The 19,448-nt window shown below is 62.5% G+C and carries 15 protein-coding genes and 1 tRNA gene; 13 read left to right on the forward strand and 3 right to left on the reverse strand.

What is annotated here, in order from left to right; all coding sequences use genetic code 11:
* Positions 1-33 precede the first annotated feature (33 nt).
* Positions 34-402 carry a stage V sporulation protein AE gene (gene spoVAE, locus Q0K15_RS06790; protein WP_294514287.1) on the reverse strand — a complete coding sequence of 123 codons (369 nt, stop codon included), beginning with the start codon at positions 400-402 and terminating at the stop codon, positions 34-36.
* Between the two features lie 2 nt (positions 403-404).
* A complete protein-coding gene (gene spoVAD / locus Q0K15_RS06795; RefSeq protein WP_294514290.1) occupies positions 405-1,424 on the reverse strand; it encodes a stage V sporulation protein AD in 1,020 nt (339 codons plus the stop codon).
* A 160-nt stretch (positions 1,425-1,584) separates the two neighbouring features.
* Here spoVAD and Q0K15_RS06800 point away from each other — a divergent pair, with 160 nt between their 5' ends.
* The 13 genes from Q0K15_RS06800 to Q0K15_RS06860 all read left to right on the forward strand — a co-directional run bounded on the left by Q0K15_RS06800 (position 1,585) and on the right by Q0K15_RS06860 (position 19,152).
* Positions 1,585-2,196 (forward strand): hypothetical protein, encoded by a 612-nt coding sequence (locus Q0K15_RS06800; protein WP_130849911.1) that lies wholly within the window; start codon positions 1,585-1,587, stop codon positions 2,194-2,196.
* Positions 2,197-2,199: 3 nt separating this feature from the next.
* On the forward strand, positions 2,200-2,955 hold the full coding sequence (locus tag Q0K15_RS06805; protein WP_294514305.1) for an acyl-ACP thioesterase domain-containing protein: 756 nt from the start codon (positions 2,200-2,202) through the stop codon (positions 2,953-2,955).
* Positions 2,956-3,016: 61 nt separating this feature from the next.
* Complete coding sequence (gene guaB / locus Q0K15_RS06810) at positions 3,017-4,492, forward strand: IMP dehydrogenase (protein ID WP_294514308.1); 1,476 nt, start codon at positions 3,017-3,019, stop codon at positions 4,490-4,492.
* A gap of 65 nt (positions 4,493-4,557) precedes the next feature.
* The gene (locus Q0K15_RS06815) at positions 4,558-7,902 is read left to right on the forward strand and encodes a PD-(D/E)XK nuclease family protein (protein WP_294514311.1); all 3,345 of its coding nucleotides are present in this window, start codon (positions 4,558-4,560) and stop codon (positions 7,900-7,902) included.
* 24 nt (positions 7,903-7,926) lie between these two features.
* Positions 7,927-11,505 carry a helicase-exonuclease AddAB subunit AddA gene (gene addA, locus Q0K15_RS06820; protein ID WP_294514314.1) on the forward strand — a complete coding sequence of 1,193 codons (3,579 nt, stop codon included), beginning with the start codon at positions 7,927-7,929 and terminating at the stop codon, positions 11,503-11,505.
* A gap of 144 nt (positions 11,506-11,649) precedes the next feature.
* Positions 11,650-11,856 (forward strand): 50S ribosomal protein L31, encoded by a 207-nt coding sequence (gene rpmE, locus Q0K15_RS06825; protein ID WP_130849915.1) that lies wholly within the window; start codon positions 11,650-11,652, stop codon positions 11,854-11,856.
* Positions 11,857-11,952: 96 nt separating this feature from the next.
* Positions 11,953-12,459: a flavin reductase family protein gene (locus tag Q0K15_RS06830; protein ID WP_294514319.1), complete on the forward strand. Its 507-nt coding sequence runs from the start codon at positions 11,953-11,955 to the stop codon at positions 12,457-12,459.
* Positions 12,460-12,481: 22 nt separating this feature from the next.
* Complete coding sequence (gene hflX, locus Q0K15_RS06835; RefSeq protein WP_294514321.1) at positions 12,482-13,741, forward strand: GTPase HflX; 1,260 nt, start codon at positions 12,482-12,484, stop codon at positions 13,739-13,741.
* Positions 13,742-13,759: 18 nt separating this feature from the next.
* Positions 13,760-14,410 (forward strand): YigZ family protein, encoded by a 651-nt coding sequence (locus Q0K15_RS06840; protein WP_365933487.1) that lies wholly within the window; start codon positions 13,760-13,762, stop codon positions 14,408-14,410.
* 120 nt (positions 14,411-14,530) lie between these two features.
* Positions 14,531-15,535: a deoxyguanosinetriphosphate triphosphohydrolase gene (locus Q0K15_RS06845; protein WP_294514324.1), complete on the forward strand. Its 1,005-nt coding sequence runs from the start codon at positions 14,531-14,533 to the stop codon at positions 15,533-15,535.
* 59 nt (positions 15,536-15,594) lie between these two features.
* Positions 15,595-17,349 (forward strand): DNA primase, encoded by a 1,755-nt coding sequence (gene dnaG, locus Q0K15_RS06850; protein ID WP_294514326.1) that lies wholly within the window; start codon positions 15,595-15,597, stop codon positions 17,347-17,349.
* 103 nt (positions 17,350-17,452) lie between these two features.
* Positions 17,453-18,676: an RNA polymerase sigma factor RpoD gene (gene rpoD, locus Q0K15_RS06855; RefSeq protein WP_294514335.1), complete on the forward strand. Its 1,224-nt coding sequence runs from the start codon at positions 17,453-17,455 to the stop codon at positions 18,674-18,676.
* An 11-nt stretch (positions 18,677-18,687) separates the two neighbouring features.
* The gene (locus Q0K15_RS06860; RefSeq protein WP_294514329.1) at positions 18,688-19,152 is read left to right on the forward strand and encodes an NUDIX domain-containing protein; all 465 of its coding nucleotides are present in this window, start codon (positions 18,688-18,690) and stop codon (positions 19,150-19,152) included.
* Between the two features lie 221 nt (positions 19,153-19,373).
* Here the strand turns inward: Q0K15_RS06860 and Q0K15_RS06865 are convergent.
* Positions 19,374-19,447 (reverse strand) — tRNA-Gln (locus Q0K15_RS06865).
* Between the last annotated feature and the right edge of the window lies 1 nt (position 19,448).

A 19,448-nucleotide genomic window follows, 5' to 3' on the forward strand; every position in this document is an offset into this window, starting at 1 on the left:
AGGTCCGGCGTACATGTGTACGCCGGACCTTTTTCATCCCTTAGGCTTCGGCTTGAAGAGGAGGGCCACGATGCAGCCGAAGAAGATGGCGGCGGCGATGCCGCCCGCGGCAGCCGTGACCCCGCCGGTGAAGGCGCCCAGCAGGCCGTCCTCGGCCACCGCTTCTTTTACCCCCTTGGAGAGCAGATAGCCGAAACCCGTGAGGGGGACGGTGGCGCCGGCGCCGCCGAAGTCCACAATGTGCTGGTAGATGCCCAGGCCGCCCAGCACCACCCCGGAGACCACATAGAGCACCAGGATCTTGGCGGGGGTCAGCTTGGTCCGGTCAATGAGAATCTGGCCGATGAGACAAAAGGTCCCTCCACAGAGGAAGGCACGCAGATAGGGGAGAAATCCATCCATTTTTATACTCCTTTCTCCGTGGAGATGGCCACAGCGTGACAGATGCCGGGGATACTCTCTCCCTGGAGAGAGGAAATAGGGGAGAGAAGGGCACCGGTGCCGCAGAAGAGGATGTTTTTCCAGCGGCCCTCAGCCATGCCCCGAAGCAGGTATCCATTGAGCACCACGGCGGAGCACCCGCAGCCGGACCCGCCGCAGTGGACGTCCTGGGCGGGGAGATCGAAGATCATCACACCGCAGTCGTCATAGTTGCCCAGCTCCACACCGTCGGCGCGGAAGAGGTCCAGCACGATGGACTTGCCCAGCTCTCCCAGGTCGCCGGTGACGATGAGGTCATAGTAGGAGGGCTTGCGCCCGGTTTCGGAAAAGTGGGCGGTGAGGCTGCTGTACGCCGCGGGGGCCATGGCCGCCCCCATGTTGTTGGCGTCCTTGATGCCTTTGTCCACCACCTTGCCGATGGTGGCGTGGGTGACGTAGGGGCCGTTCCCTTCCCGAGAAAGGACAGCGGCGCCGGCGCCGGTCACCGTCCACTGTGCGGTGGGGGTGCGCTGACCACCATATTCAAGGGGAGTGCGGTACTGCCGCTCAGCGGAACAGAAGTGGGAGGAGGCCACTGCTGCCGCCCAGTTGCCGAAGCCGCCGTCCAGGGTCATAGATGCCATGACCAGACCCTCCGCCATGGTGGAGCAGGCGCCGTAAAGCCCCAGGAAGGGCACATCCTGGCCACGAACGGCAAAGGAGGAGGCGATACACTGGTTGAGCAGGTCGCCGGCAAAGAGTAGATCCAGGGAAGAGGGAGCCTGCCCCGCCTTGTCCAGGGCGCTCTGGAGGGCCAGCCGCTGCATGGCGCTCTCCGCCTTCTCCCAGCTGGACTCTCCAAAGCTGTCATCCTGATTGATGAGGTCGAAGAAAGTGGCCAGGGGGCCATCACCCTCCTTTTTGCCCACCACGCTGGCATACCCGGCAATGGTGGGTGGATTGGCAAAGGCCACAGTCTGACGGCCCAGCTTTTTTACGGTCATTAGGCTTCCTCCCATCCGCACACAGCGTATTTGAACGGAATTAGTTTGAACAGATTTCAGCAAAATATCAGGACGCATTTTGGCGGGGGAACTGCTGGTCAAATGTGGGAAGATGCGATATAATAAAAATATATTTTTCACTTGATGGAGTTTGATCGATATGGTAGAAGAAGCCAAGCGCACCATCGCCTACCTCTGTCCGGCCTGCCATCAGGCTGTGGTGGCGGAAAAGACGGTCTTCTCTCTGGCTGCGGCGCCCGGGAAGATTCCCTGTCCCTGCGGGAAGTCGGCGCTCAAAACGGAGATCGTGGGAGACCGGGTCAAGCTGACGGTGCCCTGTCTTTTCTGTGAGAAGGAGCACACCGTGACCTGTTCCACCCACGCCTTCCTCCACGAGAAGGCTCTGGCCTTTGCCTGCGCTGCCTCCGGGCTGGACTGCTGCTATGTGGGAGAAGAGGGGCCGGTCTTTGCCGCCATGGAGCGCCTGGAGGAGGCGGTGGATAAGCTGGAGGCCGCCGCCGGAGAGAAGGGAACCTTCCTGGACGAGATCATCATGCATGAGATTCTCTCTGAGCTGCGGGATATTGCCCAGCGGGGCGGGATCTCCTGCACCTGCGGCTCCAAGGAGTGGAGGCTCCAAGTGAACTTCAGCTCTGTGGACCTTATCTGCGGCCACTGCGGCCGGGCGTTGCGTATCCCCGCCGCGACTGCTGACGATCTGGAGGATCTGTGCTGTAAAAATACCCTTCTCATCAAGGGAAAGGAGGGGTAACTCATGTATCATGAGGCCTCGTTTCAGGTTGGGGCACGGGATGTCGATCCCTTCAACCAGTGCCGCCCCTCCTCCATGATGGACTTTCTTCAGGAGGCCGCTACCGGCGCAGCTGTGGAGCTCCATGTTTCCCGGGAGGAGATGCTTCGAAGCTACAACGTCTTCTGGATGCTTGCCCGGATCTGGTATCGTCTGGATACACCTGTCTTTTGGGATGACAAGCTCACTGTTCAAACCTGGCACCGGGGGAGCGGCCATGGCGCCTCCATGTACCGGGATTTTGATATCTTCCGGGATGGTAAAACCATTGGAGAAGGGGTCAGCCTGTGGGTCCTGGCCGACGCAGAGACCCGGAAGCTGCGACGGGTATCCGATCTTCCGGAGTTTGATGGAACCTCTGGCGGCGACCGCTGCAAAAGCCGGATGCTGCCCAAGCTCCGCATGCCGGTCCCCCTGGAATCGGTGGGAGAGCGGCGGCTCTGGTATAGCGACTGCGATGTGAATGGTCACGTCAATAATGTCCACTACGCAGACTATGCCTGTGATGCCATCGGGCTGGAGGAGGTTGGCCGGGGACAGTTTGTCTCCCAGGTCCAGATCGGCTACCTGAAGGAGTGCCGGGCGGGGGAGACCATTCGCCTGTCCGCGGGCCGTCAGGACGATACCTTCTATGTCCAGGGAGACGGTGATGAGGGAAAGCCCAGATTCGATGCGGCTTTGACCCTGTCCCCTCTTGACAACCCCCACCTTGGGGCATAGAATATATCAAATATGTTTTCCCGCGTTGGATACGATGAAATAAAATGAAGGAGTGGAGTCCATGTTCAATACGGATGCCGCCAGCAAGTTCGTGCGGCAGGGCCTGACTTTTGATGACGTACTGCTGATCCCCGCCGAGAGCAACGTCCTGCCCGCTGACATCGATCTGCACACCCAGCTCACCAAGAAGATCCGCCTGAATATCCCTGTGATGAGTGCCGCTATGGATACGGTCACCGAATACCGTATGGCCATCGCTATCGCCCGTGAGGGCGGCATCGGCATCATCCATAAGAACATGTCCATCGGCCAGCAGGCCGAGCAGGTGGACATGGTGAAGCGCAGCGAGAACGGCGTCATCACCAACCCCTTCTGGCTGGCCCCCGGCCACACCCTGGCCGAGGCCGACGAGCTCATGGCCAAATACCGCATCTCCGGTGTCCCCATCTGCGACCACGGAAAGCTCATCGGCATCATCACCAACCGTGATATGAAGTTTGAAGAGGACATGGACCAGCTCATCGACAACGTGATGACCAAGGACCACCTGGTCACCGCCAAGGAGGGCACCACCCTGGAGGAGGCGAAGCAGATCCTCCGCAAGCATAAGATTGAGAAGCTGCCCATTGTGGACGACGAGTTCCATCTCAAGGGTCTCATCACCATCAAGGATATCGAAAAGGCTGAGGTCTACCCCAACTCCGCCCGTGATGAAAAGGGCCGACTCCTGGTAGGCGCTGCCATCGGTGTCACCTCCGATGTGATGGATCGTGTGGCCGCTCTAGTGGAGGCCGGTGCCGATGTGCTGTGTCTGGACTCCGCCCACGGTCATTCCCACAACATCCTGGAGTGTGTCAAGCGCATCAAGGCCCTCTATCCCGACGTGCAGCTCATCGCCGGCAATGTGGCCACCGCCGAAGGTACCCGGGCCCTCATTGAGGCCGGCGCCGACTGCGTGAAGATCGGTATCGGTCCCGGCTCCATCTGCACCACCCGCGTGGTGGCCGGTATCGGCGTGCCCCAGATCACCGCCGTCTATGACGCCGCCTGCGTCGCCGCTGAGTATGGCATTCCCATCATCGCCGATGGCGGCATCAAGTACTCCGGCGACATTGTCAAGGCCATTGCCGCCGGCGGCAACGTAGTCATGCTGGGCTCCCTGTTGGCGGGCTGCGAGGAGTCCCCCGGGGATACCGAGGTCTATCAGGGCCGTCAGTTCAAGGTGTACCGCGGCATGGGCTCCCTGGGCGCTATGGCCAAGGGCTCCAAGGACCGCTACTTCCAGGAGAACAACAAGAAGCTGGTGCCCGAGGGCGTAGAAGGCCGTGTTCCCTACAAGGGAGGCCTGGGCGAGACCATCTACCAGATGATGGGCGGCCTGCGAGCCGGTATGGGCTACTGCGGCTGCGGCACCATTGAGGATCTGCGCACCAAGGGCCAGTTCATTCAGATCACCAGCGCCGGCCTCAAGGAGAGCCATCCCCATGATATCTATATCACCAGAGAGGCTCCCAACTACACCGTCAATCCCCAGTAACGACCAGAAAAGGCCCGCGCCGTCGGCGCGGGCCTTTTTTCCTCACAAACAAAGGAGGGATCGCCGTGCTCAAGCTCCTGCTGGGACGGGCCGGGACAGGAAAGACAGCCGAAGTTTTGAAGCGGATCGCCGCTGGAGGCGGGAGGCGGCAACTGCTCATTGTACCCGAGCAGGCCTCCCATGAGACGGAGCGCCGGCTATGTGCTGTCGCAGGCAATCAGGTCTCTCTCTACGCCGAAGTTCTCTCCTTCACCCGACTGACCAGTCGGGTGCTGGCTCAATCGGGGGGACTTGCGGCACCGGCCCTGGACCCGGGTGGACGGGTGCTACTCATGTGTGCCGCCCGGAAGGCGGTCTCCAGCGCCCTAACGGTCTACGCCCGGCCCTCCCAGAAGCCGGCCTTCCTCTCCGGCCTGCTGGCCACTCTGGATGAGTGTAAGCAGTACTGTGTCTCCCCGGAAGATCTGACCAAGGCGGGGGAGGAGCTGGAGGGACAGGAAGGGGAGAAGCTCCGGGATCTGGGTCTCATCTTTGGCGCCTATGACGCGCTAACGGCTCGGGTGGCCGCCGATCCTCGAGACCGGCTCACCCGCCTGGCTGAGGGCCTGGCGGAGAGCGAATGGGCCAATGGAATATCTGTCTATGTAGATGGCTTTACAGACTTTACCCCCCAACAGATTCAGGTGCTGCGCCAGCTTTGGAAACAGGCCAGAGAGGTCATGGTAGTCCTCACCTGCGCGCCGGAGGAGGAGGGACAGACCGGCATCTTTGCCCCGGCCCGGCGGACCGTCGCCCAACTGAGCCGGGCGGCCAGAGCCGACCGCGTGGAGGTGGAGATCGAGACCTTCCACGGGGAAAATAACTGTAAAGCAAAAGAACTTTCTTATATTGAGAAATACTTATTTTCTGAGGAAGTCCAGCCATGGAAAGGTCTGGCGGAGGGGGTGCGGCTGTTCACGGCAGTCACCCCCCGGTCCGAGGTGGAGTGGACGGCCGCCGAGATCCTACGCCTGGTCCGGGAGGAGGGGCTCCGCTACCGGGAGATCGGCGTGGTGGCTCGGGGTTTTGACGCCTATGGCCCTCTCATCGAGGAGGTTTTTGGGCGATATGGCATACCGGTTTTCCTGGACAGCATGACCGACATCCTCCAAAAGCCGGTCTTTGCTGTGGTTACGGGGGCACTGGATGTGGTGGCGGGGGATTACGACAGCGGTGACATATTCCGCTACCTGAAAACGGGACTCACCGGTGTTACCCGGTCGGACTGTGACCTGCTAGAGAACTACGTGCTGAAATGGGACCTAAAGGGGAACCGATGGACGGCGTCGGCTGCCTGGGATATGCACCCCCGGGGGTATGGCTTCCCCATGACAGAGGAGGACCAGGCCCTGCTGGACCGCCTGAATGAGGTGCGGCGGCAGATTACCGAGCCGCTGGAGATGCTTCGGCGCAACACCGACGAGACCGGTGTGGGGCAGGCCGTGGTACTGTATCAATTTCTGGAGCAGATCCGGCTACCCCAGCGGCTGGAGGAGCGGGCCCAGGTGCTCCGAGAGAGGGGCGAGCTCAAGCGGGCGGAGGAGTACGGCCAGCTGTGGGAGATCCTCTGCGGCGGCCTGGAGCAGTGCGCCGCCATCCTGGGCCGGGTGCCCCTGGGCCTGGAGGAGTTTGCCCAGCTGCTCAAGCTGGTGCTCTCCCAGTACGACGTAGGCGCCATTCCCGTCTCCCTGGACCGGGTGACGGCAGGAGACGCCGCCCGGCAGGGGGACCGGCAGTGCGCTGCTCTTTTCTTCCTGGGAGCCGATGACGGTGCACTGCCCCAGGTGGCGCCGGCGCCGGGGCTCTTCACCGACGACGACCGCAGCCTGCTTGCCTCCATGGGCCTGGAGCTCTCCCCACAGCTCACCGATAAGCTGGACCGAGAGATGACCATTGTCTACGCCGCCTGCGCTCGTCCCGACCGCCATATGACGGTAAGCTGGGCCGCCCTGGGACCCCAGGGGGAGGAGCGGCGGCCGTCCTTCCTGTGGGAACGGCTGCGGCGGCTCTTTCCAGACGTCCTCCCAATTCGGGAACAGGCCCTGGGAGATGCCTTCCGCCTGGCGGCGCCCCGGCCCGCCCTGGAGCTGGCGGGGGAGCACCCGGAGGTCCTGGGGCTGATCCGGGACCAGGAGGAGCTGGCGTCCCTGGCCCGGCGGCTGGAGCGGGGGGCGGGCCTGGAGCGGGGACGTCTCTGCCCGGACTCCGTGGCCCGGCTCTACGGCCGGAAGGTGCCCATGTCGGCCTCCCGAATGGATAAGTACCGATCCTGCCACTTCTCCTACTTCATGCAATTTGGGCTGAAGGCCAAGCCCCGGCAGACCGCCGGCTTCCAGGCGCCGGAGTACGGCACCTTCGTCCACTATGTGCTGGAGCATATCCTCAAGGACACTGACTGGAAGGTGGAGGACGGCAACGGGGGCTGGACCTGGGACAGGGGAGTAGTCCGAAAGCGGATCAAGTTCATCATGGAGACCTACATTGCCCAGGAGCTGGGTGGACTGGAGAACAAGACTCCGCGGTTCGTCTACCTCTTCAACCGGCTTGTCCGGCCAGTGACTCAGGTGGTGGAGAACGTGCTGGAGGAGCTCTCCGTCTCCAGCTTCCAGCCCATCTCCTTCGAGCTGGGCTTCGGCGACCGGGGGGATCTGCCCCCGGTGGAGCTGACGGTGGACGGAGTCACCGTCAGCGTCTCCGGCTTTGTGGACCGGGTGGACGGCTGGGTCCACGACGGGCGGCTCTACCTGCGGGTGGTGGACTACAAGACGGGCCGCAAATCCTTCGACCTCACCGAGGTGTGGAACGGCCTGGGGCTCCAGATGCTCCTCTATCTCTTCACCCTAGAGGAGAAAGGAGAATCACTTTACAACTATGCCATCACACCGGCCGGTGTCCTCTACCTGCCCGCCCGGGCGGCGGTGGCCAAGGGCAGCCGGGGCATGACGGAGGCGGAGCGGCAGAAGCAGACCGACGCCGAGCTGCGGCGCCACGGCCTCCTCCTGGACGACCCCGAGGTGCTGGAGGCCATGGAGGCCATGAACGAGGGAGGACCCCGTTTTTTACCTGTAAAGGTATCCAGCCGTACAGGCACGATCACCGGAGAGGCTCTGGTGACGGCGGAGCGGTTGGGCAAGCTGAAAACACACACCCAGCACATCCTGGCCGAGATCGCCGGTGAGTTGGCTTCCGGCATCATCGACGCCGACCCCTACTGGCGGGGACCGGAGAAGAACGCCTGCCTCTATTGTGACTATTCATCCGCCTGCCACTTTGAGGATGGGCGTGGATCTGACAGGCGGAGATACTTGCCAACCATTGACAGCGAGACCTTCTGGGCTTCTGTAGCCGGTGAGGAGGACGGAGATGTGTGACCGGATGAGAAGGGGGGAGAAGTCATGGGCTTTCCACTGACCGAGGAACAGCGGGCGGTGGTGGAGGACAGGGGCGGCGGGTTGCTGGTGGCCGCCGCCGCCGGCTCCGGCAAGACCCGGGTGCTGGTGGAGCGGCTGCTGCGCCGGGTCCAGGAGGAGGGGGCGGATATCGACCGCTTCCTGGTCATCACCTACACCAAGGCGGCGGCGGCGGAGCTGCGGGGCCGTATCGCCCAGGAGTTGTCGGTCCGGCTGGCGGAGACGCCGGGAGACCGCCACCTGCGGCGGCAGGCCATGCTGCTCTACAAGACCCAAATCTCCACCATCCATGCCTTCTGTGCCCAGCTCCTGCGGGAGCACGGCCACCTGCTGGACCTGGAGGCCGACCTGCGGCTGTGCGACGAGAGCGAGGCGGGAGTGCTGATGCTCCAGGCCATGGACCAGGTGCTGGAGGAACGGTACGACGCCATCGAGCCCGGGAGCGACTTCGCCTGTCTGTTGGACACCATGTCCGCCGGGCGGGATGACAGCCGTCTCGTGGAGATCGCCCTGGACATCTATAACAAGGTCCAGAGCCACCCCGATCCCCACGCCTGGCTGGAGGTCCAGGGACGGGCCTTTGACCTGGAGGGTGTCACCGACGTGGGGGAAACCGTTTGGGGCCGCCTGCTGCTGGACCAGGCCAGGGAGCAGGCGGGCTATTGGAGGACCCGGATGGGAGAGGCCTTGGCCCTGTGTGAGGGGGACGAGAAGCTCAGCCGGGGGTACGCCCCCAGTCTGGCTGAGACCCTGGCAGACCTGGAGGCCTTTGAGACCGCCCTGGGCCAGGGCTGGGACCGGGCAGCGGAGCGGGCTGCCGTCTCCTTCCCCCGACTGGGCGCGGTGCGGGGCTGTGAGGACCCCGCCGCCCAGGAGCGGATCAAGACTATCCGGGAGGCCTGCAAGAAGCGGTTGGGCAAGCTGGCGGAGCGCTTTGCCGACGGCAGCGGCCAGCTTCTGGAGGACCTGCGGGCGGTGGCACCGGCGGTGCGGGGGCTGTTCGCCCTGGTGGAGGATTTTTCGGCCGCCTATACCGCCCTCAAGCGCCGCCGCCGTCTGCTGGACTTTTCTGACCTGGAGCATCTGGCCATCCGGCTCCTGCGGGAGAGGGACGGCTCCCCCACGGAGCTGGCCCAGCTGGTGGGCAGCCGGTACATCGAGGTCATGGTGGACGAGTACCAGGACACCAACGAGGCGCAGAACGCCATTTTCGACGCCATCTCCGGGGGAGGCAGGCGGCTTTTCATGGTGGGCGACGTAAAGCAGTCCATCTACCGCTTCCGGCTGGCCGACCCCACCATCTTCCTGGGCAAATACCGCACCTTCAAACCCCGGGAAGAGGCTTCGGAGGGGGAAAACCGCCGTATCCTGCTGACCCGGAACTTCCGTTCCCGTCCCCAGGTTCTGGAGGGGGCCAACTTCCTCTTCCGTAACATTATGTCCGTGCCCTTTGGGGAGATGGACTACACCGCCGACGAGGCCCTCTATCCCGGGGCGGAATTCCCCGGCCGGCAGGAGGACTACGCCGTGGAGCTGGACGCTCTGGACCTCTCCGCCGTGGAGCCGGAGGGAGAGGGAGAGAAGGTGCCCCGGGATCTGTTGGAGGCACGCTTTGCCGCCCGGCGTATCCGGGCGCTGCTGGACGGCGGCTTCCAGGTGGCCGACGGGGAGGGGGGCACCCGCCCCCTGGAGCAGGGGGACGTGGTGATCCTGCTGCGCTCCCCCAATACCGTCCTGCGCCACTACGCCCGAGCCCTGGGGGAGCAAGACCTGTCCTGGGAGGCAGAGGGCGGGGAGGACTTCCTCGCCTCCACCGAGGTGTCGGTGGCCCTCTCCTGCCTGCGGATCGTGGACAACCCCCGGCAGGATGTGCCCCTCATATCGGTGCTCCGTTCTCCGGTGTGGGGCTTTTCGGCCGACCGGCTCTCCCAGATCCGCTCTTCCGCTCCCGACACCGACTTTTACGGCGCCCTTCTGGCTGACGGCGGCGCCGATGTGAAGGAATTTCTGGAGGAGCTGGACCGGCTGCGGGATCTCTCCTGTGACATGAGCTGCCACCAACTCCTGTGGGAGATCTATGACCGCTTCGGCATGCTGGGCATCTTCAGCGCCATGGGAGACGGGGAGACCCGGCGGGGGAACCTGCTGGCCCTGGCGGAGTGCGCCCGGCAGTTCGAATCCGCCGGCCACAAGGGCCTTTACGGCTTCCTCTCCTATCTGGATCGGGTGATGAACGCTGGCGGACGACTGTCCTCGCCCAGCCCGGCGGGGGAGGGCAGCGGTGTGCGCATCCTGAGCATCCACCGCTCCAAGGGCCTGGAGTTCCCGGTGGTCTTCCTGTGCGGCCTGGCCCGGCGGCTCAATCGGGAGGACATGCAAAAACCCATACTCTTCCATCCCAAACTGGGGATAGGGCCCAAGGGCTTGGACCCGGAGCGGATGGTGGAATATACCACCTTGGCTCGGCAGGCAGTGGCCGCCCAGCTGGAGCGGGAGATGATGGCGGAGGAGCTGCGGCTCCTCTATGTGGCCATGACCCGGGCCAAGGAGAAGTTGGTCCTCACCTGTGCCCTCACCGGCGGGGCCAGGGACCTGCGCAAACTGGCGGAGGACACCGCCTGTCCGGTGGACCCTCAGGCTCTGCTGGCCACTCAGTCGGCGGCCCAGTGGGTGCTGTTGCCAGTGCTGGCCCGGCCCGACGCCGGAGCGCTCCGGCGCGTCATGGAGCGGGATGTGCCCCTGACCACCGCCGACTGCGGCCCGGCGTGGGACATCCGGTGGGTGGACGGCAGCGATCTGGGTACGGCACCTCCGTTCCGCAGACCGGCAGAGCAGGGAGGGACGCCGGAGGCCGCGCGGCTGGACCTGGAGGACCTGGCCCGGCGCCTCAACTGGCGGTATCCCCATCAGGACGATACCCTCATCCCCTCTAAGCTCACCGTTACCCAGCTCAAGGGCCGGGACCTGGACCGGGAGGCAGCGGAGGTTGCTCCCCAGCCGCCCCGGCCCATCCAGTTCCCTCGTCCCCGCTTTGCGGCAGAGGAACTGGGGCTGACGGCGGCCCAGAAGGGCACCGCACTCCACTTGGTGATGCAGTTTATCGACTTCGACAAGTCTACCACCAAGCGGGGGGCGGCAGCTGAGATCCAGCGGCTGGTCCAGAAGCAGATCATCACCCCCCAGCAGGGAGAGGCTGCTGACCCCGCCCGCATCGCCGCCCTCTTTTCGTCCCCTTTGGGCCGGGAGCTGCTGGCCTCAGACACCCTCCAGCGAGAGTTCAAGTTCTCCATCCTGGTGCCCGCCCGGGACTACTACCCCCAGGCGGGAGAGAGGGAGCAGGTCCTCCTCCAGGGCGTGGTGGACGCCTGGTTCGAGACTTTGGAGGGCATTACGGTGGTGGACTTCAAGACCGACCGGATCAAAGAGAATGAACTTCAGGGCCGGGCCGAGTCCTACCGGTCCCAACTTGCGGCGTACAGCCGCGCCCTGGAGGAGGTCACCGGCCGAAAGGTGGTCCGGAAGGTGCTGTGGTTCTTCCGGCTGGACAAGGCGGTGGAGCTCTGACAGCGGGAGGGGAGAGAGTTTACGACAAAATAAGAAAAAAATACTTGCATTCTCTTATTACCTGTGCTATTATATTCTAGCGTTTGTAAGGCGTGGAGGTTTGCTGCGCCGTCTCATCCAGAACGAGAAAGAGGTGAAACAGCAATGAAGGAAGGTATTCATCCCAATTATCAGCAGACCACCATTAAGTGTGCCTGTGGTAATGTGATTGAGACCGGTTCTACCAAAAAGGACATCCGCGTGGAAGTTTGCTCCAAGTGTCACCCCTTTTTCACCGGCAAGCAGAAGATGGTGGACACCGGCGGTCGCGTGAGCCGCTTCAACAAGAAGTTCGGTCTGGACAAGAAGTAAGCACGATACTCAAGAGGCCCGCGTCGGTTTCGGCGCGGGTCTTTTCGCATATACTGCTTTTGGAAAAACGGAGATCTCAAGTGGGAGGGCACAGCGATGCTGGAAAAATGTGACGTGAAGAGCCTGGACCGAAACATATTTTCCCTTATCGGAGAGCAGTGGATGCTCATCACCGCGGGGACGGCGGAGCACTGCAACACCATGACCGCCAGTTGGGGCGGCCTGGGGGTGCTATGGGGCAGCGACGTGGCCACCTGCTACATCCGTCCCCAGCGGTACACCTATGAGTTCGTGGAGGGGAGCGACTATTTTACCCTCTCCTTCTTTGGGCCGGAGTACCGGAAGGCGCTGGCCCTCTGCGGTTCCAAAAGCGGCCGCGAGGTGGATAAGGTAAAGGAATGTGGCTTTACGATTTGCACCGGGGAAGGCGACACCCCCTACTTTGCTGAGGCGGAGCTGGTGCTGGTGTGCCGGAAGATGTACTGGCAGGATATAGATCCCACCCACTTCCTGGACCCTGAGACCGATGAAAAGTGGTACCCTGAGAAGGATTACCACAGGATGTATATCGGTAAGATCGTGGAGGCCTATCGAAAGAAATGAGGGACACAGTCCCGGAGGTACTATGACTGACCATACCGAAGAAAAAATCGGCCGGGCCGTTCTGGTGGGGCTCAACGCCGGCTGCCTGAGTAGGGAGGAGAACGCCAGTGAGTCCTCTATGGAGGAGCTCGCGGCCCTGCTGGAGACGGCGGGAGGGGTGTGCGTGGGCACAGTCCTCCAGAATAAGGACACCCCGGACCCCCGCACCTTCATCGGCGAGGGCAAGGTGGCCGAGGTAAAGGAGCTGGTCCAGGGGACCGGTGCTACCATGGTCATCTTCGATAACGCCCTCTCGCCCTCCCAGCAGCGGGTGCTCTCCGACGAGCTGGGGGTGGGGGTACTGGACCGTTCCGCCCTCATCCTGGACATCTTCGCCCAGCGGGCCCGGACCAAGGAGGGCCGCCTCCAGGTGGAGCTGGCCCAGTACCAGTATCTGCTCCCCCGGCTGCTGGGCATGTGGACCCACCTGGAGCGCCAGGAGGGCGCCATCGGCACCAGAGGTCCTGGTGAGACCCAGCTGGAAACCGACCGGCGGCACATCCGCCGAAAAATCCAAAAGCTGCGGGAGGAGCTGGAGCAGGTGCGCCGGATCCGTACTACCCAGCGCACCCGCCGGGAGAAAAACGAGGTGCCGGTGGTGGCCATCGTGGGCTACACCAACGCAGGAAAATCCACCCTGCTCAATACCCTCACCGGGTCCGACATCCCCGCCAACAACCGGCTTTTCGACACCCTGGACACCACCACCCGTACCCTGGAGATCTCGGACACCTGCACGGTGCTCATCTCGGACACAGTGGGTTTCATCTCCAAGCTGCCCCACCACTTGGTGGAGGCCTTCAAGGCCACTCTGGAGGAGCTCTCCTTCGCCGACCTGCTCCTCCACGTCATCGACTCTTCCAATCCGGAGTGGCGGGAACAGGCAGCAGTGGTGGAATCCCTCATCTATGAGCTGGGTGCCTCGGAGACACCCCGAATCGATGTATTCAATAAATGCGACCGGTACAGCGGTGACATCCTGCCCCACGGGGAGGATATCGTCACCGTCTCCGCCAAGACGGGGGAGGGACTGGACCGGCTCCGCAGCATGATCGGCGACCGGCTGGACGCCGGTGCCCACCGTGTGACACTGTCCCTGCCCTACGACAAGGGCGGATTGCTGGACACCTTATATAAAGAGGCCAAGGTGGAGTCGGTGGAGTACGGCGAGACCATTCTGGTCACGGCGGTGTGCACCCCCAAGCTCCTGGGCCAGTTGAGCCAGTACCTGACAGACAACTGACAGAAATGAGGACCGGCCATGACCATGACAGAATACCATATCCCCACAACCGCCTCCGAGACCGAGCTGGTGGAAAAACGCTCCCGCTTCATCGGCCATGTGTGGCACGTGGAGAGTGAGGAGGAGGCAAGGGCCCGGATCGAGGAGACCAAAAAGAAGCACTATGACGCCCGCCACAACTGCTGGTGCTACCGGCTCAAGGACGGCACCGAGCGCTACTCCGACGACGGGGAGCCCCAGGGCACGGCGGGCCAGCCCATGCTCAACGTCTTTCAGCGGGAGGGCGTGGTGGATGTGGTCTGCGTGGTGACCCGGTACTTCGGCGGTATATTGCTGGGGGCCGGTGGGCTGGTCCGGGCCTATACCCAGAGCGCCAAGGACGCCCTGGACGCCGCCGGAACCTCGGCGGTCCGCCAGTGGTCCAAACTGGAACTGCGCTTTCCCTACCACCTCCTGGAGCGGATCAGGCTTGAGGCGGAGGAGGCTGGAGGCCTCCTGGGGGAGACCGACTACGCCGCCGACGTGGGGCTTACCGTCTTTCTGCCAGAGGGCGAGGAGGGGGCCTTTGTGGACCGGGTGGTGGAGCTCACCGCCGGGGCGGTGACGCCCGCCGTCACCGGGCAGGATTTTCGCGCGGCGCCGCTGGTCCCGCCGAAGGGGAGGGGCTGAAGTCCTATCCTCCGACCGGGGACGATCATGAATAATCTATGAATTTTTCCCGGACAGGCAGGATTTCTTTCTGCCTACGGCGTATAACACCACAGACCTTTTTTAGGGAGGTGAGACGCCTTGACGGAACGAGAACGGCGGGAGGCTCAGGAACGGCGGTTTCTCTCGCCCTATGCCTGCCTGGCGGCTGATTCCAAGGGCCGGGCCCGGCCGGTAGAGCCCTGTCCGGTGCGGACCTGCTTTCAGCGGGACATCGACCGCATCGTCCACTCCAAGGCCTTCCGGCGGTTGATGCACAAGACCCAGGTCTTTCTGCACCCGGAGGGCGATCACTACCGCACCCGCATGACCCACACCATCGAGGTGGTCCGCATCGCCCGCACCCTGGCCCGGGGGCTTCAGCTCAACGAGGACCTGACCGAGGCGGCCGCTTACGGTCACGATTTGGGCCATACCCCCTTCGGCCACGCCGGAGAGCGGGTACTCAACGAGATCATGCCCGGCGGCTTTGAGCACAACGTCCAGTCCCTGCGGGTGGTGGATCGCCTGGAAAACGACGGGGATGGCCTGAACCTCACCTATGAGGTGCGGCGGGGCATTTTGTGCCACACCGGTCCAGACCGGGCCGAGACCCTGGAGGGGCAGTTGCTGCGGCTGGCGGACAAGATCGCCTACATCAACGCCGACATCGACGACGCTACGCGGGGCGGGATCATCTACCCCATGGACATCCCCCTGGAGATCTCCAACGTGCTGGGCTTTACCTACTCCGAGCGCATCGACACCCTCACCACCGACATCATCCGGGAGAGCGCTGACACCGGCGCCCTTCGGCAGTCGGACACCTGTCGGGAGGCCATGAATAACTTGCGGGAGTTCATGTTCGAGCATGTCTATCGCAATCCGGTGGCCAAGGGTGAGGAGTCCAAGGCCCAGGGCATGCTCCTGCGGCTTTTTGAATACTACTGCCGCGATCCGGACATGCTTCCCCCGGAGTTCCAGGACATCCGGGAACGGGAGAGTGTGGAGCGGGCGGTGTGCGACTACATCGCCGGTATGACTGACAACTACGCGGTGGAGAAGTACTCTGCGGCTTTCATCCCCATGTCCTGGGGGGTAAAGTGAGGTCCGAACGGTATGAATCCGCTGTGCGGCGGTAAAAATAGGCTGAAAGGGGGAGAAAAATGGCCATCCCGGCACAATTCATCGATGAATTGATGGCGCGGTGCGACATCGCGGACGTGGTGGCCGACTACGTTCCCCTGACCCGGAAGGGGGGCAGCCTCTGGGGCTGCTGCCCTTTCCACAGCGAGCGCACCCCGTCCTTCCATGTGGTACCGGAGCGGCAGATGTACAAGTGCTTCGGCTGCGGCAAGGGCGGCGGCGTCATCAACTTCATCATGGAGATGGAGAACCTCTCCTATCCGGACGCCGTGCGCTTCCTGGCCAAGCGGGCGGGATTGCAGGTACCGGAGGAGAGGGGGGACGGGAGCTTCCGCAAAAAGCGGGAACGGCTCCTGGCCCTCAACAAGGAGGCTGCCCGGTACTTTCACAGTGTCCTCCATAGCCCCGCCGGCCAGGCCGGGGTGGCTTACCTCTTCGGCAAGCGGAAGCTCTCCAAGGCGACGGTGACCCGGTTTGGTCTGGGCATGGCGCCGGAGGGGTGGGACAAGCTCATCACCGCCATGGCCGCCAAGGGCTATGACAAGAGTGACCTGCTGGAGGCCGGACTGGTAGTCCGCAGCAAGGAGGGCCGGGTCTATGACCGGTTCCGGAACCGGGTCATGTTCCCCATCATCGACCTGAGAGGCGATGTGATCGGCTTTGGAGGACGGGTGCTGGATGACTCCACACCCAAGTACCTCAACTCGCCGGACACTCCCGTCTTCAACAAGGGCCGTAACCTCTTTGCCCTGAATATCGCCAAAAAGACCCGTTTGGGCCGGATTATCCTCACCGAAGGATATATGGACACCCTTTCACTTCACCAGGCCGGCTTTGACTGCGCCGTGGCCTCCCTGGGCACCGCCCTGACGGCCGACCACGCCCAGCTCCTCTCCCGGTACACCAAAGAGGTGGTCATCGCCTACGACGGCGACGGCGCCGGCGTCTCGGCGGCCCAGCGGGCCATCGGACTGCTGGAAAAGACGGGGATGAAGGTGCGGGTGCTGCGGATGAAAGGGGCCAAGGACCCCGACGAGTTTATCGGTAAATACGGCCCCGAGGCCTTCGCCAAGCTCCTGGACCAGAGCGAGAACCATATCGAATACCGCATCGACCAGGTGAAGAGGAAGTACGACCTCACCGACGACGCCCAGCGGGTGGAGTTTTTGAAGGAGGTCGTTCCCATCCTGGCCCAGCTGCCCAGTCCGGCGGAGCGGGAGATCTACGGCACACGATGCGCCGAGATGGCCGGAGTCACCGCCGAGGTGGTGGCCCAGGAGGTCAAGCGGGAGCGCTCCCGTCTGAGCTGGAAGGCGAAAAAGCAGCAGGAGCGCCGGGATCTGACTCCGGCGGTCCAGCTCCAGCCCAAGGAACGAGCCCTCCGCTATGACAACATCCGCTCCGCTCGGGCGGAGGAGGGGGTCCTGCGGCTGGTGATTCTGGACCCGGAGCTCTTCGGCAGCGCGGCTGCCTTGGAGCCGGAACACTTCTCTGCGCCTCTGCTGGGCAAGGTATTCGGACTGCTGCGGGAGCGCTGGACCAATGGTCTTACCGTCAGTCTGGCCGCCCTGGCCGGCGAGCTGGAGCCCGCTGAGATGAGCCACCTGAGCGGTGTGCTGACCCAACCGGAATCTCTCCAGAACGGCGCACGCGCCATGAGGGATTACATAGAGATTATAGAGACAGAAGCGGAAAAACGCAGGCTGGCGGGGGAGTCCGAGGAACTGCTGGCCATGCAGAAAAAGCTGCTTGAGAAAAAAGCATATGGAGGATGAGTCCATGAGTGGAAAGAGAATACTGGATATGCCTGCTGAGCTTCCCAAGAAGGCGTCGCAGGTCACCAGCGGAGAGAAGATCGAGGCCGGCAAGGCGGAGCTGATGAAGGTTGTCGAGGGCGTTCAGGGTGCCGAAAAGCTGGCGGAGCTGCTGGATAAGGGCAAGAAGAAGGGCAAACTGTCCTCCAGCGAGCTCATGGACGTCCTGGAAGAAATGGATCTGGAGAGCGAGCAGCTGGATAAGATTTATGACGCCATGGAGAACATGGGGATCGACACCGCGGGGGAGGACTATCTGCCTGAGCTGGTGGATGAGGTCCCCAGCCTGGAGGAGATCGAGGATATTCCTGAAGAGGAGATCGTGGACCCCAATACCCTGGTGGATTCCTTCGGCATTGATGACCCGGTGCGCATGTACCTCAAAGAGATCGGCAAGGTAAATCTGCTGACCCCTGACGAAGAGGTGCGTTTGGCCCAGGACATGGGTGCCGGCGATGCCGCCAAGGAGCGCATGGCAGAGATCGAGAACGCCAAGAAGAAAGGGGAGGAGATCGTTCTCACCCCGGAGGAAGAGAAGGAGCTTAAGCGGGCCATCAAGCGCGGTGAGGCCGCCAAGCAGCGGCTGGCTGAGGCCAATCTTCGTCTGGTGGTCTCCATCGCCAAGCGCTATGTGGGCCGCGGCATGCTCTTCCTGGATCTCATTCAGGAGGGCAATCTGGGCCTTATCAAGGCCGTGGAGAAGTTTGACTACACCAAGGGCTATAAGTTCTCCACCTACGCCACCTGGTGGATCCGTCAGGCCATCACCCGCGCCATCGCTGACCAGGCCCGTACCATCCGTATCCCTGTCCACATGGTGGAGACCATCAACAAGGTCATCCGGGTCTCCCGCCAGCTGCTCCAGGAGCTGGGCCATGATCCCAGCCCCGAGGAGATCTCTGAGGAGATGAATATGCCGGTAGACAAGGTCCGGGAGATCCTGAAGATCGCCCAGGAGCCTGTGAGTCTGGAGACTCCCATCGGCGAGGAGGAGGACTCCCATCTGGGCGACTTCATCCCCGACGAGGATGCCTCCGAGCCCTCTGAGGCCGCCAGCTATACCCTGCTCAAGGAGCAGCTCATTGACGTGCTGGACACCCTCACCCCGAGGGAGGAGAAGGTCCTCAAGCTACGCTTTGGTCTGGAGGATGGCCGTACCCGCACTCTGGAAGAGGTGGGTAAAGAGTTTAACGTTACCCGTGAGCGCATCCGTCAGATCGAAGCCAAGGCGCTGCGAAAGCTGCGCCATCCCAGCAGAAGCAAGAAGCTGAAGGATTTCCTGAACTAAGGAGCTGCGCAATGAAGATCAAGTTTTATGACCAGGCTCTGGACAGTGACTTGAAGTATGCGGTGGTCTGCGCCAAGGTGGGGGAGCGGTGGCTTCTGTGCCGCCACAGGGAGCGGCAGACCTGGGAGCTGCCTGGCGGTCACCGGGAGCCTGGAGAGGATATCCACGAGACCGCAGCCCGGGAGCTCCGGGAGGAGACCGGCGTCACCGAGTGCCAGATGGAGCCCGTGGCTGCCTACGGCGTGTTTCAGGAGGGGGAGGACCCTTCCTTCGGCGCCCTCTTCTTTGCCGACGTGTGGGAGACTGCGGAGATCCCATCGGGGAGCGAGATGGCGGAGTGGCGTCTGATGGAGGCGATTCCAGATGAATTGACCTATCCGGAGATCCAGCCCTCCTTGCTGGAGCAGGTCCAACGATGGCTGGACGGGGGAAACTTTCGTTCGGTCCAAGAGGATATTTTTGAGCTGATGATGTGAGCGCGGCTGTTCATATTTTATTTACAAGCTATTTAAAATCTGTCCATTCCTGCCGAGGTGGGAGGTGGTAGAATAAGAATGTGATCAAGAGATCACAATTCAAAACCTCCTCCTCTCTCTCAAAAGAAAACGCGGACCTGTGAGAACGGGTCCGCGTTTCTTATTTTTCTACATGAGAACAAAAAAATAAAAAGAGCAAGCGTTACACGCTTGCTCTTTTTTGGCAGCGGGAGAAGGATTCGAACCCTCACAAACAGAGTCAGAGTCTGTCGTGCTACCCTTACACAATCCCGCTA

Origin of the sequence: uncultured Intestinimonas sp. (assembly GCF_944387245.1) — a bacterium.
Lineage (GTDB): Bacteria > Bacillota > Clostridia > Oscillospirales > Oscillospiraceae > Intestinimonas.

Bases quoted from the DNA above. Each gene is read 5' to 3' on its own strand.
- spoVAE (WP_294514287.1), bottom strand. From the start codon at position 402: ATGGATGGATTTCTCCCCTATCTGCGTGCCTTCCTCTGTGGAGGGACC.
- spoVAD (WP_294514290.1), bottom strand. From the start codon at position 1,424: ATGACCGTAAAAAAGCTGGGCCGTCAGACTGTGGCCTTTGCCAATCCA.
- Q0K15_RS06800 (WP_130849911.1), top strand. From the start codon at position 1,585: ATGGTAGAAGAAGCCAAGCGCACCATCGCCTACCTCTGTCCGGCCTGC.
- Q0K15_RS06805 (WP_294514305.1), top strand. From the start codon at position 2,200: ATGTATCATGAGGCCTCGTTTCAGGTTGGGGCACGGGATGTCGATCCC.
- guaB (WP_294514308.1), top strand. From the start codon at position 3,017: ATGTTCAATACGGATGCCGCCAGCAAGTTCGTGCGGCAGGGCCTGACT.
- addA (WP_294514314.1), top strand. From the start codon at position 7,927: ATGGGCTTTCCACTGACCGAGGAACAGCGGGCGGTGGTGGAGGACAGG.
- rpmE (WP_130849915.1), top strand. From the start codon at position 11,650: ATGAAGGAAGGTATTCATCCCAATTATCAGCAGACCACCATTAAGTGT.
- Q0K15_RS06830 (WP_294514319.1), top strand. From the start codon at position 11,953: ATGCTGGAAAAATGTGACGTGAAGAGCCTGGACCGAAACATATTTTCC.
- hflX (WP_294514321.1), top strand. From the start codon at position 12,482: ATGACTGACCATACCGAAGAAAAAATCGGCCGGGCCGTTCTGGTGGGG.
- Q0K15_RS06840 (WP_365933487.1), top strand. From the start codon at position 13,760: ATGACCATGACAGAATACCATATCCCCACAACCGCCTCCGAGACCGAG.
- dnaG (WP_294514326.1), top strand. From the start codon at position 15,595: ATGGCCATCCCGGCACAATTCATCGATGAATTGATGGCGCGGTGCGAC.
- rpoD (WP_294514335.1), top strand. From the start codon at position 17,453: ATGAAGGTTGTCGAGGGCGTTCAGGGTGCCGAAAAGCTGGCGGAGCTG.
- Q0K15_RS06860 (WP_294514329.1), top strand. From the start codon at position 18,688: ATGAAGATCAAGTTTTATGACCAGGCTCTGGACAGTGACTTGAAGTAT.